Here is an 18,657-nt window from a genome sequence, read left to right on the forward strand (position 1 = left end):
AAATAAAAAAGGCCCTTTCGGGCCTTTTTTATTATCTCGCTTTTCGTACCCGCTCCGCATACACGGATAGGGTCTGCTTCAGGACATCCAGCGTGACCGGCTTCGACAGACAGCTGTCCATCCCGGACTCCAGACAGCGCTGTTTCTCCTCTGCCAGGGCGTTGGCTGTCACCCCGACCACCGGCAGCGTCAGCCCCAGTTGTCGGATACGCTGTGTCAGACGGTAGCCGTCCATGTTAGGCATGTTCACATCGCTGAGCACAATATCAATATGGTTCTTACTTAAAACGTTCAGGGCATCCACGCCATCATTGGCCGTTTTACACTGATAGCCCAGAGAGCCAAGCTGGTCTGCGAGCAGACGACGGTTAATCGGATGATCGTCGACAACCAGAATCATCATATCGTCGTTCACCGACGCCAGCTCATCAGGGGAGGCCAGCGCGGTCGCGCCATCGCTGTCCTCAAGCTGTACGCTGTAAATGCGTGCCAGCAGGCCCAACAGCTCGTGCGGTGTCGCCACGCTGTGCACCCACAGCCCAGGCGAACGCTCAATCGGAATACCGATATGGCGGCGGCAGAACATCACCACCCCGCGTCCCGCCCACGCCTGGTCTGGCTCAACGTCGGTGATCAGCATGTCATCCGCGTCCGGCGTCTGGCCTTCATAGCGTGAGACCCGCACGCCGCTGCTGGTCAGCATCGAGGTCAGGAAATCGTGTAAGGAGGCGTTGTGCACCGCCAGCCAGCAGTGCTTATCGCTCAGCCCGTCGACCGTGGCTTTCGCCGGATAGTGTGCCGAATAGAGCGGAATACGGATGGTGAACTGGCTGCCCATACCCGGCTCGGTATCGACGGAGATATCCCCGTCCATCATGCTGATCAGCTTCTCACAGATCGCCAGGCCCAGCCCGGTCCCCTGGAAGTTGCGCTGTACGCCCGTTCCCACCTGGAAGAACGGATCGAACAGGCGAACAACCTCTTTCGCCGGGATGCCGACCCCCGTGTCGCGCACGCGAATGGTCAGGTACTCCCCTGCCCGACAGACATGCAGCACAATACAGCCGATATCGGTGAATTTGATGGCGTTGCTCAGCAGGTTCGAAATGACCTGTTGCAGACGCATCGGATCGCCATGCAGCGTCAGCGGCACATCCGGCTCAATAAAGCAGTACAGCCCCAGCTGCTTGCGCACCACCAACGGCAGATAGTTGGCGCTGATATGGTTCATCACCTCGCGCGGGGAGAACTCACGCGGTTCTATTTTCAGCTGCTCAGACTCAATTTTAGAGAAGTCGAGAATATCGCTGATGATTTTCAGCAGCAGGCTGGAGGAGTTGTTCATGGCCGTCACCAGCCGGTCGACCCCTTTCGGCAGCTCCTTGGTCTGAAGCAGATCGAGGTTACCGATAATGCCGTACAGCGGCGTACGCAGCTCATGGCTAACGGTCGCGAGGAACATCGACTTGGACTGACTGGCCTGCTCCGCCGCCTGCGCCATATCCTGCAATGACTCTTCCATCTTCACGCGCGCAGAAACATCCACCAGCACGCAAATCGCCACGTTTTCATTGCGGTAGCGCGAATGGACGAAGCTGATTTGCAGATTGGTGTGGGTACTGGTCAGCACGTCCACAAAGTTAACCTGCTGACCGCAGATGATCTGCGTTAACCGCTGGCGGTCTTCATGCGTGAGCATGTTCAGGTAGTTATGGGCAAGCTCGTTACTGAGGATATTCGTCCCGTCCTGAGTACGCAGGATACAGATCCCCACTGGCGCCGAGGCGACAATCTTACGGTTAAACTGCTCGTGCTCCTCCAGACGCTGCGCATCCGCTTCCGCCGGAATAAAGATCCGCCGCTCATACATTCTCGCCAGCATAAACAGCGCCACGCCTACCGCGATGTTCAGCAAAATGGCGTTAAGGATCAGGATGCGAATGCGCTCCAGCACCTTGTCCACCGGCAGCGAGTAGACGATGCTCAGCGACGACGGCGGCAAACTTTTCTTCAGCACCAGCTCGCGGAAACCGGAGGTATAGCCAAACCATGACCGCTCCTGCATCCAGCTGGGCTCCACCTTCAGGCGGTTTTCAGGCCCGGCAAGGGAGATGAGCGGGTGGCCGTTTTCATCCAGAATGGTCACCCCCATCGGCAGGCTGCCCGGCGTGAAGAAGTTTTCCATGCGGATGGTTTGTTCAATACCCAGCAGCGCTTGCAGGCGGTTGCCGAGATAAACCGGAGTCAGGGCATAGAAATAGCCGACGCCCATGCGCGGCCCCTGGCTTATCCAGAAGATGTTGTTTCCACGCTCTTCCTGAGGCGCATTACGGTATTTCACGATGCGCTCATGCAGGCTTTTCAGCGCGTCTTCGCGTTCGACGGGCATATCCCGCAGGCCGAAATCCGCCATGCAGAGGTTTTCGTTGCCAATCAGGTAGACGCGGTTCAGATCGTAGGCGGCGGAAAAGTTATCGCGCCAGTAGCGCATAAACCATGAAAGCGACTCCAGCGAGCCACGCCAGGCTTTGCCCATGGCTGAACAATCGGAGTCCGGGAAGAGCGGTTCGAAATCAGGTACTTCGGTTTTTTCATCTCGTCCACGAAGGGCCAGAATGCCGTTCTCCGCCGTCAGTCGATTTTCGGCAATGTACTTAAGCTCTTTCATCACGTCAGACGTGCGCTGGATATAGCGCTGAGCCTGATCCGAGCTTAAGTTAAACTCCTGACGGATCTCCGCTTCTTTCTGGTGCAGCGCGTTAACGATGTAAAACACCGAGAGCAGCGCCACCAGCAACCAGAGCAGCAGCGCAAGCGCCCGAAACAGATAGCGAGAGACTTTTAGCGTGGTACGAAAGGAAACGAGGTATTTCAAAGGGGCGAGGCTCCGCCATCGGGGAAAAAAGAATGTGGTTAAGGTAGCGGTAAACGCGGCTTGTCGCAACGTTCACTTGTCTGCTTACGCAAAACAAAAGGGCCGGAAACCGGCCCTTTATGCGTCAGGAGACGTTACTCGTCAGCGTCGTCTGCTGCGTCATCATCGGTGTCCGCTTCCGGGGCGATTTCGTCATCCCCTTCCGCGACGCTGCCGTCGATAGAGTCAAGCTCTTCGTCATCCACCGGCTCAGCAACGCGTTGCAGACCGACAACGTTTTCATCTTCCGCCGTACGGATGAGGATAACGCCCTGGGTGTTACGACCCACCACGCTGATCTCAGACACGCGCGTACGCACCAGCGTACCGGCATCGGTGATCATCATGATCTGGTCCGCGTCGTCCACCTGCACCGCGCCCACAACGGAACCGTTGCGCTCGGTGACCTTGATGGAGATAACGCCCTGCGTGCCGCGTGATTTGGTCGGGTATTCGCTTTCCGCCGTACGCTTACCGTAGCCGTTCTGGGTGACGGTCAGGATTGCGCCTTCGCCACGAGGAACGATCAGGGAAACAACGGTGTCTTCACCCGCCAGCTTGATACCACGCACGCCGGTCGCCGTACGGCCCATGGCGCGAACGGCGTTCTCTTTAAAGCGCACCACTTTACCGGCCGCAGAGAAGAGCATCACTTCATCAGAACCGGACGTCAGATCCACGCCGATCAGTTCGTCGCCTTCGTTCAGGTTCACCGCGATAATCCCGGCGGAACGTGGACGGCTGAACTCGGTCAGTGCGGTTTTCTTCACGGTACCGCTCGCGGTCGCCATAAAGACGTTCACGCCCTCTTCGTACTCGCGTACCGGCAGGATGGCGGTGATACGTTCGTTCGCTTCCAGCGGCAGCAGGTTGACGATTGGACGTCCCCGCGCGCCACGGCTCGCTTCCGGCAGCTGATAGACCTTCATCCAGTACAGACGGCCCCGGCTGGAGAAGCAGAGGATCGTGTCGTGGGTGTTAGCCACCAGCAGACGGTCAATGAAGTCTTCTTCTTTAATACGTGCCGCAGATTTGCCTTTACCGCCACGACGCTGTGCTTCGTAGTCGGTCAACGGCTGATACTTCACGTAGCCCTGGTGAGACAGGGTCACTACCACGTCTTCGCGGTTGATCAGATCTTCAATGTTGATATCAGAGCTGTTGGCCGTGATTTCGGTACGACGCTCGTCGCCGAACTGATCGCGAACCAGCTCCAGCTCTTCGCGGATCACTTCCATCAGGCGCTCTGCGCTGCCCAGGATATGCAGCAGCTCGGCAATCTGTTCCAGCAGCTCTTTGTACTCGTCGAGCAGTTTTTCATGCTCAAGGCCGGTCAGTTTCTGCAAACGCAGATCCAGAATCGCCTGGGCCTGCTGTTCAGTCAGGTAGTACTGACCGTCACGCACGCCGAATTCCGGTTCCAGCCACTCAGGACGCGCGGCGTCGTCGCCGGCACGTTCCAGCATCGCCGCCACGTTGCCCAGATCCCATGGACGCGCAACCAGCGAGGCTTTCGCTTCTGCCGGGGTTGGCGCACGGCGGATCAGCTCGATGATCGGGTCGATGTTCGCCAGCGCAACGGCCAGTGCTTCAAGAATATGAGCACGATCGCGCGCTTTGCGCAGTTCAAAGATGGTACGGCGAGTCACCACTTCACGGCGGTGACGCACGAACGCGCTCAGGATCTCTTTCAGGTTCATGATCTTCGGCTGACCGTGGTGCAGCGCAACCATGTTGATACCGAAGGAGACCTGAAGCTGAGTCTGGGAGTACAGGTTGTTCAGCACTACCTCACCTACCGCGTCGCGCTTGATTTCAATCACGATGCGCATACCGTCTTTGTCAGACTCGTCACGCAGCGCGCTGATGCCTTCAACGCGTTTTTCTTTTACCAGCTCGGCGATTTTTTCAATCAGACGCGCTTTGTTCACCTGATACGGGATCTCGTGAACAATGATGGTTTCACGGCCGGTTTTGGCGTCCGCTTCCACTTCGGCGCGGGCACGGATGTAAATCTTGCCGCGACCGGTGCGGTACGCTTCTTCAATACCGCGACGACCGTTGATGATCGCCGCCGTCGGGAAGTCCGGGCCCGGGATGTGTTCCATCAGCCCTTCAATGCTGATGTCTTCATCGTCGATGTAGGCCAGGCAGCCGTTGATCACTTCCGTGATGTTATGCGGCGGAATGTTGGTTGCCATACCGACGGCGATACCGGACGAACCGTTCACCAGCAGGTTTGGGATCTTCGTTGGCATAACGTCAGGAATTTTTTCCGTGCCGTCGTAGTTATCAACGAAATCAACCGTCTCTTTTTCCAGGTCGGCCATCAGCTCATGGGCAATCTTCGCCAGACGGATTTCCGTATAACGCATTGCCGCGGCGGAGTCGCCGTCGATAGAACCAAAGTTACCCTGACCATCTACCAGCATGTAACGCAGCGAGAACGGCTGCGCCATACGGACAATGGTGTCGTACACCGCGGAATCACCATGGGGATGGTATTTACCGATTACGTCACCAACGACACGGGCAGATTTTTTGTAGGCTTTATTCCAGTCATTGCCCAATACGTTCATGGCGTATAGTACGCGACGGTGTACCGGCTTCAGGCCATCGCGGACGTCCGGCAGCGCACGGCCAACAATGACCGACATCGCATAGTCCAGATAGGAGCTTTTCAGCTCTTCCTCGATGTTAACCGGTGTAATTTCTCTCGCAAGGTCGCTCATCTAACCGCTATCCCTCTACTGTATCCCGGATTCAAAGGTCGCAAATTATAACACAGCCGCGGTGATACAGGTAAACCTATACGCTTTATTCACAGGGATTGCCTGATATACTCATTTGTCTTGCTAAATAAGGAGTAAAAGCGCCCATGAATGCCGAAAAATCCCCGGTGGCTCACAACGTTGACCACGAAGAGATTGCCAAATTTGAAGCGGTGGCGTCCCGCTGGTGGGATCTCGAAGGTGAGTTCAAACCTCTGCATCGTATTAACCCGCTGCGTCTGGGCTATATCGCGGAGCGTTCCGGCGGTCTGTTCGGTAAAAAAGTGCTCGACGTCGGCTGCGGCGGCGGCATCCTGGCGGAAAGCATGGCGCGCGAAGGGGCCACCGTCACCGGCCTGGACATGGGCTTCGAACCCCTACAGGTTGCCCGTCTTCACGCGCTCGAGTCGGGCGTACAGGTAGAATACGTTCAGGAAACCGTGGAAGAGCACGCGGCAAACCATGCGCACCAGTACGACATGGTGACCTGCATGGAGATGCTGGAGCACGTTCCCGATCCGCAGTCGGTGGTCAACGCCTGTGCAAAACTGGTGAAGCCGGGCGGCCAGGTCTTCTTCTCGACCATCAACCGCAACGGCAAAGCCTGGCTGATGGCCGTGGTGGGCGCGGAATATGTGTTGCGCATGGTGCCGAAAGGGACGCACGACGTGAAGAAGTTTATCAAGCCTGCCGAACTGCTGGGCTGGGTTGACCAGACATGGCTTAAAGAGCAGCACATCACCGGCCTGCACTACAACCCGCTAACGGATAAATTCAAACTTGCCCCGGGCGTGGATGTTAACTATATGTTGCATACAACCGCCAAAAACGACTAACGTCATCCGTTATTCTTATAATGATTGCGCGACATCATGTTGCGCAATTCTGACCTCCCGTTGAAGAAATCAGCACTCGATCAAATTTTGAATTTTTTTTCTGGAATATTGACATCTCTTCCAGGCCTTATGGCACGAGGACTTAGCCTTTTTTACCCTTTCACAACCTCAATTTAACGTCAAAATCAACCCTTGTACTGAAAAGAATCCTTACTAGAATACTCACCATATAGCGTTATTCTTATCGCAAAACCCCTATATGTAGTATTTATCCACAGAGTTAGTCACAAGACGGATCTGTGGATAAGCGGGGGATATTTTTTATTTCACGGACAGGTAAAAACCCACATGAATCAGAGTCTGCTGGTGACAAAGCGCGACGGTACCACCGAGCGTATCAATCTGGACAAAATCCATCGAGTTCTCGACTGGGCAGCAGAAGGACTGAACAACGTATCTATCTCCCAGGTTGAACTGCGTTCTCACATTCAGTTCTACGACGGCATTAAAACGTCTGATATCCACGAAACCATTATCAAAGCAGCGGCGGATCTGATCTCCCGCGACGCACCGGATTATCAGTACCTCGCTGCACGTCTGGCGATTTTCCACCTGCGCAAGAAAGCCTACGGCCAGTTCGAGCCGCCGAAGCTTTACGATCACGTGGTGAAAATGGTCGAGCTGGGCAAATACGACACGCATCTGCTGGAAGACTATACGGAAGAAGAGTTCGAGCAGATGAACGGGTTTATCGATCACTGGCGCGACATGAACTTCTCCTACGCGGCGGTGAAGCAGCTCGAAGGCAAATACCTGGTTCAGAACCGTGTGACGGGCGAAATCTACGAGAGCGCCCAGTTCCTCTATATTCTGGTGGCCGCCTGCCTGTTCTCAAACTACCCGCGCGACACCCGTCTGGACTACGTGAAGCGTTTCTACGATGCGGTATCAACGTTCAAAATTTCTCTGCCTACGCCAATCATGTCTGGCGTGCGCACCCCTACCCGTCAGTTCAGCTCCTGCGTTCTGATCGAGTGTGGTGACAGCCTGGATTCCATCAACGCCACTTCCAGCGCCATCGTAAAATACGTTTCCCAGCGTGCCGGTATCGGCATTAACGCTGGCCGTATCCGCGCGCTGGGCAGCCCGATCCGCGGTGGCGAAGCGTTCCACACCGGCTGTATTCCGTTCTACAAGCACTTCCAGACGGCGGTAAAATCCTGCTCTCAGGGCGGCGTGCGCGGCGGCGCAGCCACCCTGTTCTATCCAATGTGGCACCTGGAAGTGGAAAGTCTGCTGGTGCTGAAGAACAACCGTGGCGTTGAAGGCAACCGCGTGCGTCACATGGACTACGGCGTGCAGATCAACAAGCTGATGTACACCCGTCTGCTGAAAGGGGAAGACATCACCCTGTTCAGCCCGTCCGACGTCCCGGGCCTGTACGACGCGTTCTTCGCCGATCAGGACGAGTTCGAGCGTCTGTACACCAAATACGAAAAAGACGACAGCATTCGCAAGCAGCGCGTGAAGGCGGTAGACCTGTTCTCCCTGATGATGCAGGAACGTGCCTCTACCGGTCGTATCTACATCCAGAACGTTGACCACTGCAACACCCACAGCCCGTTCGACCCGGTCGTTGCGCCAGTGCGCCAGTCCAACCTGTGCCTGGAGATCGCCCTGCCGACCAAACCGCTGGACGATGTGAACGACGAAAACGGCGAAATCGCCCTGTGTACGCTCTCCGCGTTCAACCTGGGTGCGATTAAGAGCCTGGACGAGCTGGAAGAGCTGGCCGTGCTGGCGGTTCGCGCGCTCGACGCCCTGCTGGACTACCAGGATTACCCAATCCCGGCAGCAAAACGCGGCGCAATGGGCCGTCGTACCCTGGGTATCGGCGTGATCAACTTCGCCTACTGGCTGGCGAAAAACGGCAAGCGTTACTCCGACGGCAGCGCCAACAACCTGACCCACCAGACGTTCGAAGCGATTCAGTACTACCTGATGAAAGCCTCCAACGAGCTGGCGAAAGAGCAAGGCGCGTGCCCGTGGTTCAACGAAACCACCTACGCGAAAGGCATTCTGCCGATCGACACTTACAAAAAAGACCTGGATGCGATCGTCAGCGAGCCGCTGCACCTCGACTGGGAAGGCCTGCGCGAGTCCATTAAAACGCACGGCCTGCGTAACTCCACGCTCTCTGCCCTGATGCCGTCCGAGACCTCTTCGCAGATCTCCAACGCCACCAACGGTATTGAGCCACCGCGCGGCCACGTCAGCATCAAAGCGTCGAAAGATGGCGTGCTGCGTCAGGTAGTGCCGGACTACGAAACGCTGGGCAATAACTACGAGCTGCTGTGGGAAATGCCAAACAACGACGGCTACCTGCAACTGGTGGGTATCATGCAGAAGTTTATCGACCAGTCGATCTCTGCCAATACTAACTACGACCCGACGCGCTTCCCGTCAGGCAAGGTTCCGATGCAGCAACTGCTGAAAGACCTGCTCACCGCCTACAAATTTGGCGTGAAGACCCTGTACTATCACAACACCCGTGACGGTGCGGAAGACGCACAGGACGACCTGGCCCCGTCAATTCAGGACGACGGCTGCGAAAGCGGCGCATGTAAGATCTAATGTAAATGCCGGGTGGCGCTCCGCTTACCCGGCCTACGATTTTGTTTGCCCGATTGACAAAATCTCTCACAGGACACACTCATGGCATATACCACCTTTTCACAGACGAAAAACGACCAGCTCAAAGAGCCGATGTTCTTCGGCCAGCCGGTCAACGTGGCACGCTACGATCAGCAAAAATATGACATCTTCGAAAAGCTGATTGAAAAGCAACTCTCCTTCTTCTGGCGTCCGGAAGAAGTGGACGTTTCCCGCGACCGTATCGATTTCCAGGCGCTGCCGGAACACGAAAAGCACATCTTCCTCAGCAACCTAAAATATCAGACGTTGCTGGACTCCATTCAGGGTCGCAGCCCGAACGTGGCGCTGCTGCCGCTGATCTCGATTCCTGAGCTGGAAACCTGGGTAGAAACCTGGGCGTTCTCTGAAACGATCCACTCCCGCTCTTATACCCACATCATCCGCAACATCGTGAACGATCCGGCGGTGGTGTTTGACGATATCGTTACCAACGAGCAGATCCAGAAGCGCGCCGAAGGCATTGCGCACTACTACGACGAGCTGATCGAGATGACCAGCTACTGGCATCTGCTGGGCGAAGGTACGCACACCGTAAACGGCAAAACCGTCACCGTGAACCTGCGCGCGCTGAAAAAACAGCTCTATCTGTGCCTGATGAGCGTCAACGCCCTGGAAGCAATCCGCTTCTACGTGAGCTTCGCCTGCTCCTTTGCCTTTGCCGAGCGCAAACTGATGGAAGGCAACGCCAAAATCATCCGTCTGATCGCTCGTGACGAAGCCCTGCACCTGACCGGCACCCAGCACATGCTGAACCTGCTGCGCAGCGGTACGGACGATCCGGAAATGGCGGAAATCGCCGAAGAGTGCAAGCAGGAGTGCTACGACCTGTTCGTGCTGGCGGCTCAGCAGGAGAAAGAGTGGGCAGACTACCTGTTCCGCGACGGCTCCATGATTGGCCTGAACAAAGATATTCTCTGCCAGTACGTTGAGTACATCACCAACATCCGCATGCAGGCGGTTGGTCTGGACCTGCCGTTCCAGACGCGCTCTAACCCGATTCCGTGGATCAACACCTGGCTGGTGTCCGATAACGTGCAGGTGGCGCCGCAGGAAGTGGAAGTGAGTTCGTATCTGGTCGGTCAGATTGACTCTGAAGTCAACACCGACGACCTGAGCGACTTCCAGCTCTGATGACGCGCGTAACGCTGAGCCTTTCTGGCACCGAAGTGCTGTGCCAGGAAGAGCACCCTTCCCTGCTGGTGGCGCTTGAAGCGCATCAGGTGGAGGTAGAGTACCAGTGTCGTGAAGGCTATTGCGGCTCCTGCCGCTGCCGTCTGGTCGCAGGCCAGGTGGACTGGCTGACCGAACCGCTGGCCTTTATCAGTGAAGGGGAAATTTTGCCCTGCTGCTGCCGGGCAAGAGGCGATATAGAGATCGAGATGTAAAAAAGGGCCTTACGGCCCTTTTTCTATTTTAAGAACGTCACCGCTTTATCCGGGAAATCCGTAAACAGCCCGTCCACGTCCGCCTGCTTATACAACACCTCGTAAAGCTGATTCACATCGGTGGCATATGGCGGCAGGTGGTCTGCACGCACCGTGTACGGATGCACCTGCATGTTGCTCGCGTGCGCCTCTTTCACCATCGCCGTCAGCTTCACGTCACCCGGCGTTGAGCCTTCCGCCACCAGCATGTGATAATCCGGCCCAATGCCGTCGGCGTACTGCGCAATCTGCTTCATCGCGCCCGGCTTGAACATCCAGTCGTAGCTGTAGTTCACCCACTTCCCGTCCGGCTGTTTCTCCTGGGTTTCGTTCCAGTCGGTGTAGGCAATCAGCTGCACCAGATGGAGATCCATCCCCATCTTCGGCTCCAGCTCGGTTTTGATGCGCTTCAGCTCCGCCGCATCGAAACATTGCAGGAAAACCTTGTCCTGCTTGCTGGTGTAGCCATACTTTTTCAGCACCTCCAGCGTCTTAGCGGCGATGTCTTTTCCTTCCTGATGGTGGAACCAGGGCGCTTTGATTTCCGGATAGATACCGATATTTTTGCCAGTCGAGTGGTTCAGCCCCTGAACAAACTCGATCTCCTCTTCGAAGGTGTGAATTCGGAAGTCAGATTTGCCCATCGGGAAACGTCCCGAATAGACCTGCACCTTCTTGCCGTTTTCAATCTCGAAGCCCTCGGTAAACATCAGCGAGCGGATCTCCTCCAGCGTAAAGTCGATGGCGTAATAACGACCGTCTTTACGGGCGCGATCCGGGAAGCGTTCCGCCACGTCCGTGACGCGGTCAAGATAGTGGTCATGCAGAACGACCAGCCGGTCATCCTTCGTCATCACCAGATCCTGCTCCAGATAATCCGCGCCCTGCGCATAGGCCATCGCCTTCGCTGGCAGCGTATGCTCAGGCAGATAGCCGCTGGCGCCGCGATGGGCAATCACGATTTTATCCGCCGCCAGCGCGGAGCCGGTCATCACACCGGCCAGCAGCAGGCAAGCTGCACGTTGAGTGAATTTCATGACAAGGCTCCTTATTGACGACGCGCCAGCACTTCAGCGTGGTGACGTTTTTCACCGATCATCACGACGATCAACAGCAGAACCGCCAGCACGCTGCCGCCAATCATCACCATAAAGCCGCCGTCCCAGCCGAAGAAGTCGACGGTGTAACCGACGATGGCACTTGCCGCCACTGAACCGCCGAGGTAGCCAAACAGACCGGTAAAGCCAGCCGCCGTGCCTGCCGCTTTCTTCGGCGCCAGCTCCAGCGCGTGCAGGCCAATCAGCATCACCGGACCGTAAATCAGGAAGCCGATAACGATCATACAGGCCATGTCTACTCCTGGATTACCCGGCGGGTTAAGCCAGTAAACGACCGTCGCGATGGTCACCAGGGTCATAAAGAACACGCCCGTCGCGCCACGGTTACCTTTGAACACTTTATCCGACATCCAGCCGCAGATCAGCGTGCCGGGAATGCCCGCGTATTCATACAGGAAGTAGGCCCAGGAGGACTTATCCAGCGCGAAGTGCTTCACCTCTTTCAGGTAGGTCGGCGACCAGTCGAGGATGCCGTAGCGCAGCAGGTAAACGAAGACGTTCGCCACCGCGATGTACCACAGCAGCTTGTTTGGCAGCACGTACTTCATGAAGATCTGCTTTGCCGTCAGCTCTTCCTCGTGCTTCTCGCTGTAATCATCCGGGTAGTCGTTTTTGTACTCTTCGATTGGCGGCAGGCCGCAGGACTGCGGCGTGTCGCGCATCAGCGCAAAGGCGATAATCGCCACCAGGATCGCCCCAAAGGCCGGCATATAGAGCGCGGCATGCCAGTCGTTGAACCAGGCCATCCCCAACAGGAACAGCAGCGGCGGAAGCCCGCCGCCGACGTTATGCGCGCAGTTCCAGACCGACACAATGCCGCCACGCTCCTTCTGTGACCACCAGTGAACCATGGTGCGTCCGCACGGCGGCCACCCCATCCCCTGGAACCAGCCGCAGAGGAACAGCAGCACGAACATGATGGCAATGCTGGAAGTCGCCCATGGCACGAAACCCATAAACAGCATAACCGCCGCCGCGAGGATCAGACCGGCAGGCAGGAATACGCGCGGATTCGAACGATCCGACACTGATCCCATAATGAATTTCGAAAAACCGTACGCGATGGAGATCCCCGACAGCGCGAACCCCAGATCGCCGCGAGAGAAGCCCTGCTCCACCAGATACGGCATGGCGAGCGCAAAGTTTTTACGTACCAGATAGTACGCCGCATACCCGAAGAAGATCCCGAGGAAGATTTGCCAACGCAGACGGCGGTAGAGAGGATCGATCTCTGCCTCTGGCAGTCGCGCCCGGTGTGGCGCAGGTTTAAAGATACTGAGCATAACAGCCTCCGTGGCCTTTCAAATAATGACCGGGCATCTCGCGCCCGGCTACAGAGGCGGCGATGTTAAGAAATCACGGTGAATGTTACTGTGAATCAACGCACAGATTGTTACAGAAATATGACAGGATGCGCAAAAAAGCGCATGAAATCACGTTTCATTTTCGAATTTCGCGCGTTTATGTTCGAAATCAAACAAACCACACGATCGCTGTGGCTAAATGCTAAAAAACGAACATAGAGGAAAGGCAATGACAATTCACGATCCACGCTCTAGCGATGTGATTATCATTGGCGGTGGCGCGACGGGTGCCGGCATCGCACGCGACTGCGCCCTGCGGGGGCTGAGCGTCACGCTTCTGGAACGCCACGATATCGCCACTGGCGCGACGGGGCGTAACCACGGCCTGCTGCACAGCGGCGCCCGCTATGCGGTCACTGACGCTGAATCCGCGCGCGAATGTATCGCTGAAAACCAGATCCTCAGGCGCATCGCCCGCCACTGCGTTGAACCCACCAACGGCCTTTTTATCACCCTTCCCGAAGACGACCTCGACTTTCAGCAAACCTTTATCACCGCCTGCACGGCGGCAGGCATTCAGGCTGAGGCGATCGATCCGGCGCAGGCGCGCCGTATTGAACCCTCGGTGAACCCGGCGTTACTTGGCGCGGTGAAGGTGCCTGACGGAACCGTTGATCCCTTCCGCCTGACCGCCGCCAATATGCTCGACGCGCGGGAACACGGGGCGCATATCCTGACCGGGCACCACGTTACCGGGCTTATTCGTGAAGGCAATACCGTGCGCGGCGTGCGCGTGTTTGATGCGCAGTACAACGAACACCGCGAGCTGTATGCCGCCGTGGTGATTAACGCGGCGGGGATCTGGGGCCAGCGCATCGCGGAATATGCCGATTTATCCATCCGCATGTTCCCGGCCAAAGGTTCGCTGCTGATCCTCGATCACCGCATCAATAACCACGTCATCAACCGCTGCCGCAAACCGTCCGATGCCGACATTCTGGTGCCGGGCGACACCATTTCGCTCATCGGTACGACGTCAACGCACGTCGACTACAGCGACATTGACGTCAACCGGGTTACCGCCGAAGAGGTGGATATTCTGCTGCGCGAAGGGGAAAAGCTGGCCCCGGTGATGGCGCAGACCCGTATCCTGCGTGCCTACGCGGGCGTGCGTCCCCTCGTCGCCAGCGATAACGATCCGAGCGGGCGTAACGTCAGCCGCGGCATCGTGCTGCTCGATCACGCCGAACGTGACGGCATGGACGGGTTTATCACCATTACCGGCGGCAAGCTGATGACCTACCGGCTGATGGCGCAGTGGGCCACGGATGCCGTCTGCCGTAAGCTCGGCAATACCACGCCGTGCGTGACGGCGGAGCGGGCCCTGCCCGGCTCGCAGCACTCGACAGAAAAAACGCTGCACAAAATCATCTCGCTCCCCGCACCGCTTCGCGGCTCGGCGATTTACCGCCACGGCGACCGCACTCCGACCTGGCTTGGCGAAGGGCGACTCAGCCGAAGCCTGGTGTGCGAATGCGAAGCCGTGACCGCAGGCGAGGTGCAATATGCCGTGGAAAACCTGACGGTGAACAGCCTGCTTGATTTACGCCGCCGCACGCGCGTCGGGATGGGCACCTGTCAGGGGGAGCTGTGCGCCTGCCGTGCCGCCGGGCTGCTGCAACGTTTTCACGCCACCACGTCAACCCAGTCGCTTGCCCAGCTCAGCGATTTTTTAAACGAGCGCTGGAAAGGCATTCAGCCCGTCGCCTGGGGCGATGCCCTGCGCGAAAGCGAGTTTACCCGCTGGGTCTATCAGGGGCTTTGCGGTCTGGAGAAGGAGCACACCCATGAAATTTGATACCGTGATTGTCGGCGGTGGGCTGGCGAGCCTGCTGTGCGGCATTAAGCTGACGCAGCGCGGTCTGCGCTGCGCCATTGTGACTCGTGGTCAGAGCGCCCTCCACTTCTCCTCCGGATCGCTGGATTTACTGGGCGCGCTGACGTTCGAAGATCTGCCGCCTGAACATCCCTACCGGCTGACGGGCGCAGAGAATATGGCCCGCTTTGCCTGTGAAACTGAATATCTGCTAATCACCTGCGGCGCACACATGCAGGGTGACGCGGAGCAAAACCATCAGCGCGTCACGCCGCTCGGCACCCTGCGCGCCGCCTGGCTTAGCCCGGAAGAGGTGCCTGTCGCCCCCATCACTGCGGAACGCGTGCTGGTGGTGGGGATCAGCGGATTCCTCGACTTTCAGCCGCATCTGGCCGCCGCATCTCTCAGGCAACAGGGTGTTCAGACAGATACCGCGGAGATTGACCTCCCTGAACTCGACGTGCTGCGCGAAAACCCCAGCGAGTTTCGGGCGGTGAACATTGCCCGCCTGCTGGATAATGAACGTTACTGGCCGCAGCTGTACGCGGCGCTTCGACCGCTCGGCGAGACCTGCGACGCCCTGTTTATGCCCGCCTGCTTTGGCTTAACGGATAACCGGCTCTGGCGCTGGCTCTCGGTGCGTCTGCCCTGTTCGCTCGGTTTACTGCCGACGCTTCCCCCTTCCGTGCCCGGCATCCGTCTGCATACCCAGCTTCAGCGTCAGTTTGTCGCCCAGGGTGGCGTCTGGATGGCAGGCGACGAGGTGAAAAAAATCACCCTGGCAGAAGGCGCGGCAAGCGAAATCTGGACCCGCAACCACGGCGACATCCCGCTTCGCGCACGCTATACGGTGCTGGCAAGCGGCAGCTTCTTCAGTAACGGTCTGCTGAGCAGTCGGGAGGGCGTGCGTGAGGCGATCCTCGGGCTGGACGTCCGGCAAAGCGCCTCCCGCGCGGACTGGTATCAGAGCGATTTTTTCACTCCGCAGCCCTGGCAGCAGTTCGGGGTGATTGTCGACGCCCAGCTGCGCCCACGGCTGAACGGGCAACCGAATGAAAACCTTTATGCCATCGGCTCGGTTCTGGGCGGGTACGATCCCGTGGCGCAGGGCTGCGGCGGCGGCGTCTGCGCCGTCACCGCGCTGCACGTTGCGGAGCAGATTATTCAGCGCAGGGAGGCAGCACAATGAACGACACCCGGTTTGAAAACTGTATCAAATGCACGGTCTGTACCACGGTTTGCCCGGTCAGCGGCGTCGATCCGCGCTATCCCGGCCCGAAGCAGGCCGGTCCCGACGGAGAACGTCTGCGCCTGAAGGACGGAGCGCTTTACGACGAGGCGCTGAAATACTGTATCAACTGCAAGCGCTGCGAAGTTGCCTGCCCGTCGGACGTGAAAATTGGCGATATCATCCAGCGCGCCCGCGCGCGCTACAGCACGCAGAAACCGACGCTGCGTGACGCGATACTGAGCCATACCGATCTGATGGGCAGCATCTCGACCCCTTTCGCGCCGGTCGTCAATGCCGCCACCGCCCTGAAGCCGGTGCGCAAGCTGCTGGATGCAACGCTCAAAATCGACCATCACCGCAGCCTGCCGAAATATTCTCACGGCACTTTCCGCCGCTGGTATAAATCCGTGGCGGCAGAACAGGCGCGGTTCGCCGAGCAGGTCGCCTTCTTCCACGGCTGCTACGTGAACTACAACCATCCGCAGCTGGGGAAAGATCTGCTGAAAGTGCTGAACGCCATGGGAACGGGCGTTCAGCTGCTGAGCAAAGAGAAGTGCTGCGGCGTTCCGCTGATTGCCAACGGTTTTACCGACAAAGCGCGCAGGCAAGCGAAAAGCAACGTCACCGCTTTACGCGAAGCGATCGTCGACAAAGGCATACCGGTACTGGCAACTTCGTCAACCTGCACCTTCACGTTGCGCGATGAATATCCGCATCTGCTGGATGTGGATAACACCGTCCTGCGCGAGCACATTGAGCTGGCGACCCGTTTTCTCTGGCGCAAACTGGACGGCGGGCAGGCGTTACCGCTGGGCAAATTGCCGCTGAAAGTGGTCTATCACACGCCATGTCATATGGAAAAGATGGGCTGGTCGCTCTATACGCTTGAGCTACTGCGGCTGATCCCGGGGCTGGAGCTGACGGTGCTGGATTCACGCTGCTGCGGCATCGCAGGCACCTACGGCTTTAAGCGCGAAAACTACCCAACGTCACAGGCAATTGGCGCGCCGCTGTTCCGGCAAATTGAAGAGAGCGGCGCGGATATCGTCGTGACCGACTGTGAAACCTGTAAATGGCAGATTGAGATGTCCACCAGCAAACGCTGCGAACATCCCATTACCCTGCTGGCAAACGCGCTGGCGTAACCGTTGCCGGGGCCACCGCCCCGGCAGTCTCTCATTCCACGAACAGCGACTCGACGACGTTGATCCAGCCGTGCTCGCTGGCGACCTCTTTGCCGTTCAGCCAGCGGCGCAGCATATTCAGGGCCATCATCGCGCACACCTCCTGACGCACGGCCAGACTGTGGCGGGTAATACTCATCTTCACCCGCAGGGCGTGCGTTCCTTCCGGAGTTGCCAGGGCGAAGTTGAGATGCTCTTCATCCAGCCCGCCAACAAACAGCGCCAGCCCCGCGAAATGCTTCACTCTGCGCTCGGACGCCCAGCGCGCGGTCTGCGCGAGCGTCTCCTGCTGGAATGGCACCACTTCGCTGGCCAGCAGCGGCGCACCCGCCCGGGTCAACTGGAGCGCCAGCAGCCCGCCGGTAAACTGCTCGCTTAGCGTCACGCTCAGCTGACGAGACTGCAAATGCCGGGCGATCTGCGCCGGCAGCCCTTCCGTGCCTTCGAAAATCAGGCTTTCCCCGGCGACGCGCTGCACCTCGGGCCACAGCGCCAGCATGGCGGCTTTCTCCGTCGCCGGTCCGGTCAGCTTCAGTTCAATAATCGGCATGGAGGAGCGATAGCCCATCGACACGCCGGGAGGCAATTGCAGATGATCCAGGCTCTGGGCCAGATCGCTCTCCGAGCGGCCAAACGTGGTCAGACGCAGGCACAGCGGCGGTTCAGGTAGGGTGAAGCGCGCGCGCAGGCGCGGCAGGATCTGCTGCTCGACCATCACCTTAAATTCCGACGGCACGCCCGGGGTGAAGAACATCAGGCAGCGGTTCAGCTGAACGGCAAACCCGCAGGCGGTGCCGACCGGGTTATCAATCAGCTCCGCGCTGGCGGGGATCTCGGCCTGCTTGCGGTTGCTGGGGGCCATCACGCGGCCACGATCGGAGAAGAAACGCTCCATCTGCGTCAGCCACGCGTCGTGGAGAACCAGGCCTTCGCCTTTGGCGGTGGCGGCAGCCAGCGCGCTGAGATCGTCGCTGGTCGGTCCCAGCCCGCCGTTCACAATCAGCACGTCGCAGCGTTCGCTGCGCTCGCGCAGAACGTTGACCAGCGACTCAAGATTGTCACCCACGGTGTTGCGGCGCGTTAACGGTAATCCTTGCTCAAAGAAGAGATCGGCGAGCCAGGCGGCATTGGTATCGATGATTTGCCCATGCAGCACTTCGTCGCCAGTGGATAACATTTCCACGTTTATCATTGTGTTCTCCCATTTCAATGGTCAAAACACTATAGCGCAATAGAAGACCGGGGGAAGAGAGAAACTGGCGCGACAGAACGCCGCGCCGAGAG

At 58.0% G+C, this 18,657-nt stretch carries 12 protein-coding genes; 7 read left to right on the forward strand and 5 right to left on the reverse strand.

The window, feature by feature from the left end; all coding sequences use genetic code 11:
• Positions 1-31: 31 nt before the first annotated feature.
• The gene (gene rcsC, locus A3466_RS09385) at positions 32-2,875 is read right to left on the reverse strand and encodes a two-component system sensor histidine kinase RcsC (protein ID WP_063450358.1); all 2,844 of its coding nucleotides are present in this window, start codon (positions 2,873-2,875) and stop codon (positions 32-34) included.
• Positions 2,876-3,009: 134 nt separating this feature from the next.
• Positions 3,010-5,646: a DNA topoisomerase (ATP-hydrolyzing) subunit A gene (gene gyrA, locus A3466_RS09390; RefSeq protein ID WP_063450359.1), complete on the reverse strand. Its 2,637-nt coding sequence runs from the start codon at positions 5,644-5,646 to the stop codon at positions 3,010-3,012.
• A gap of 146 nt (positions 5,647-5,792) precedes the next feature.
• Here gyrA and ubiG point away from each other — a divergent pair, with 146 nt between their 5' ends.
• From ubiG to yfaE, 4 genes are all read left to right on the forward strand, one after another.
• Positions 5,793-6,521, forward strand: a complete 729-nt coding sequence (gene ubiG / locus A3466_RS09395) for a bifunctional 2-polyprenyl-6-hydroxyphenol methylase/3-demethylubiquinol 3-O-methyltransferase UbiG (protein ID WP_063450360.1) — start codon at positions 5,793-5,795, stop codon at positions 6,519-6,521.
• Positions 6,522-6,869: 348 nt separating this feature from the next.
• Positions 6,870-9,155 carry a class 1a ribonucleoside-diphosphate reductase subunit alpha gene (gene nrdA, locus A3466_RS09400; RefSeq protein WP_063450361.1) on the forward strand — a complete coding sequence of 762 codons (2,286 nt, stop codon included), beginning with the start codon at positions 6,870-6,872 and terminating at the stop codon, positions 9,153-9,155.
• Positions 9,156-9,236: 81 nt separating this feature from the next.
• Positions 9,237-10,367, forward strand: coding sequence for a class Ia ribonucleoside-diphosphate reductase subunit beta (gene nrdB / locus A3466_RS09405; protein ID WP_063450362.1), 1,131 nt, complete (start codon positions 9,237-9,239; stop codon positions 10,365-10,367).
• On the forward strand, positions 10,367-10,621 hold the full coding sequence (yfaE, locus tag A3466_RS09410; protein WP_063450363.1) for a class I ribonucleotide reductase maintenance protein YfaE: 255 nt from the start codon (positions 10,367-10,369) through the stop codon (positions 10,619-10,621). The genes nrdB and yfaE overlap by 1 nt, the downstream gene beginning before the upstream one ends.
• Positions 10,622-10,644: 23 nt before the next feature.
• On the opposite strand, the gene glpQ is transcribed toward yfaE, so the two are convergent.
• Positions 10,645-11,697 (reverse strand): glycerophosphodiester phosphodiesterase, encoded by a 1,053-nt coding sequence (gene glpQ / locus A3466_RS09415; protein WP_063450364.1) that lies wholly within the window; start codon positions 11,695-11,697, stop codon positions 10,645-10,647.
• Positions 11,698-11,708: 11 nt separating this feature from the next.
• Positions 11,709-13,061: a glycerol-3-phosphate transporter gene (gene glpT / locus A3466_RS09420; RefSeq protein WP_039274182.1), complete on the reverse strand. Its 1,353-nt coding sequence runs from the start codon at positions 13,059-13,061 to the stop codon at positions 11,709-11,711.
• 250 nt (positions 13,062-13,311) lie between these two features.
• Here glpT and glpA point away from each other — a divergent pair, with 250 nt between their 5' ends.
• From glpA to glpC, 3 genes are read left to right on the forward strand one after another with little or no spacing between them, the layout of a single operon-like run.
• Positions 13,312-14,940 carry an anaerobic glycerol-3-phosphate dehydrogenase subunit A gene (gene glpA / locus A3466_RS09425; RefSeq protein ID WP_063450365.1) on the forward strand — a complete coding sequence of 543 codons (1,629 nt, stop codon included), beginning with the start codon at positions 13,312-13,314 and terminating at the stop codon, positions 14,938-14,940.
• Complete coding sequence (gene glpB, locus A3466_RS09430; RefSeq protein WP_063450366.1) at positions 14,930-16,147, forward strand: glycerol-3-phosphate dehydrogenase subunit GlpB; 1,218 nt, start codon at positions 14,930-14,932, stop codon at positions 16,145-16,147. The genes glpA and glpB overlap by 11 nt, the downstream gene beginning before the upstream one ends.
• Entirely contained in the window at positions 16,144-17,334 is a 1,191-nt protein-coding gene (glpC, locus tag A3466_RS09435; protein WP_063450367.1) for an anaerobic glycerol-3-phosphate dehydrogenase subunit GlpC, read from the forward strand. The genes glpB and glpC overlap by 4 nt, the downstream gene beginning before the upstream one ends.
• 31 nt (positions 17,335-17,365) lie before the next feature.
• Here glpC and A3466_RS09440 read toward each other — a convergent pair whose 3' ends face one another.
• Positions 17,366-18,565: a nicotinamide mononucleotide deamidase-related protein YfaY gene (locus tag A3466_RS09440; protein WP_063450368.1), complete on the reverse strand. Its 1,200-nt coding sequence runs from the start codon at positions 18,563-18,565 to the stop codon at positions 17,366-17,368.
• Positions 18,566-18,657 lie beyond the last annotated feature (92 nt).

The sequence above is a fragment of the Enterobacter genomosp. S genome (assembly GCF_001631805.1).
GTDB lineage: Bacteria > Pseudomonadota > Gammaproteobacteria > Enterobacterales > Enterobacteriaceae > Enterobacter > Enterobacter quasihormaechei.

What these genes read in the sequence shown, in the direction of transcription:
- A3466_RS09440 (WP_063450368.1), bottom strand. Translation starts at nt 18,565, where the DNA reads ATGATAAACGTGGAAATGTTATCCACTGGCGACGAAGTGCTGCATGGG.
- glpC (WP_063450367.1), top strand. Translation starts at nt 16,144, where the DNA reads ATGAACGACACCCGGTTTGAAAACTGTATCAAATGCACGGTCTGTACC.
- glpT (WP_039274182.1), bottom strand. Translation starts at nt 13,061, where the DNA reads ATGCTCAGTATCTTTAAACCTGCGCCACACCGGGCGCGACTGCCAGAG.
- ubiG (WP_063450360.1), top strand. Translation starts at nt 5,793, where the DNA reads ATGAATGCCGAAAAATCCCCGGTGGCTCACAACGTTGACCACGAAGAG.
- nrdA (WP_063450361.1), top strand. Translation starts at nt 6,870, where the DNA reads ATGAATCAGAGTCTGCTGGTGACAAAGCGCGACGGTACCACCGAGCGT.
- nrdB (WP_063450362.1), top strand. Translation starts at nt 9,237, where the DNA reads ATGGCATATACCACCTTTTCACAGACGAAAAACGACCAGCTCAAAGAG.
- gyrA (WP_063450359.1), bottom strand. Translation starts at nt 5,646, where the DNA reads ATGAGCGACCTTGCGAGAGAAATTACACCGGTTAACATCGAGGAAGAG.
- yfaE (WP_063450363.1), top strand. Translation starts at nt 10,367, where the DNA reads ATGACGCGCGTAACGCTGAGCCTTTCTGGCACCGAAGTGCTGTGCCAG.
- glpB (WP_063450366.1), top strand. Translation starts at nt 14,930, where the DNA reads ATGAAATTTGATACCGTGATTGTCGGCGGTGGGCTGGCGAGCCTGCTG.
- glpQ (WP_063450364.1), bottom strand. Translation starts at nt 11,697, where the DNA reads ATGAAATTCACTCAACGTGCAGCTTGCCTGCTGCTGGCCGGTGTGATG.
- glpA (WP_063450365.1), top strand. Translation starts at nt 13,312, where the DNA reads ATGACAATTCACGATCCACGCTCTAGCGATGTGATTATCATTGGCGGT.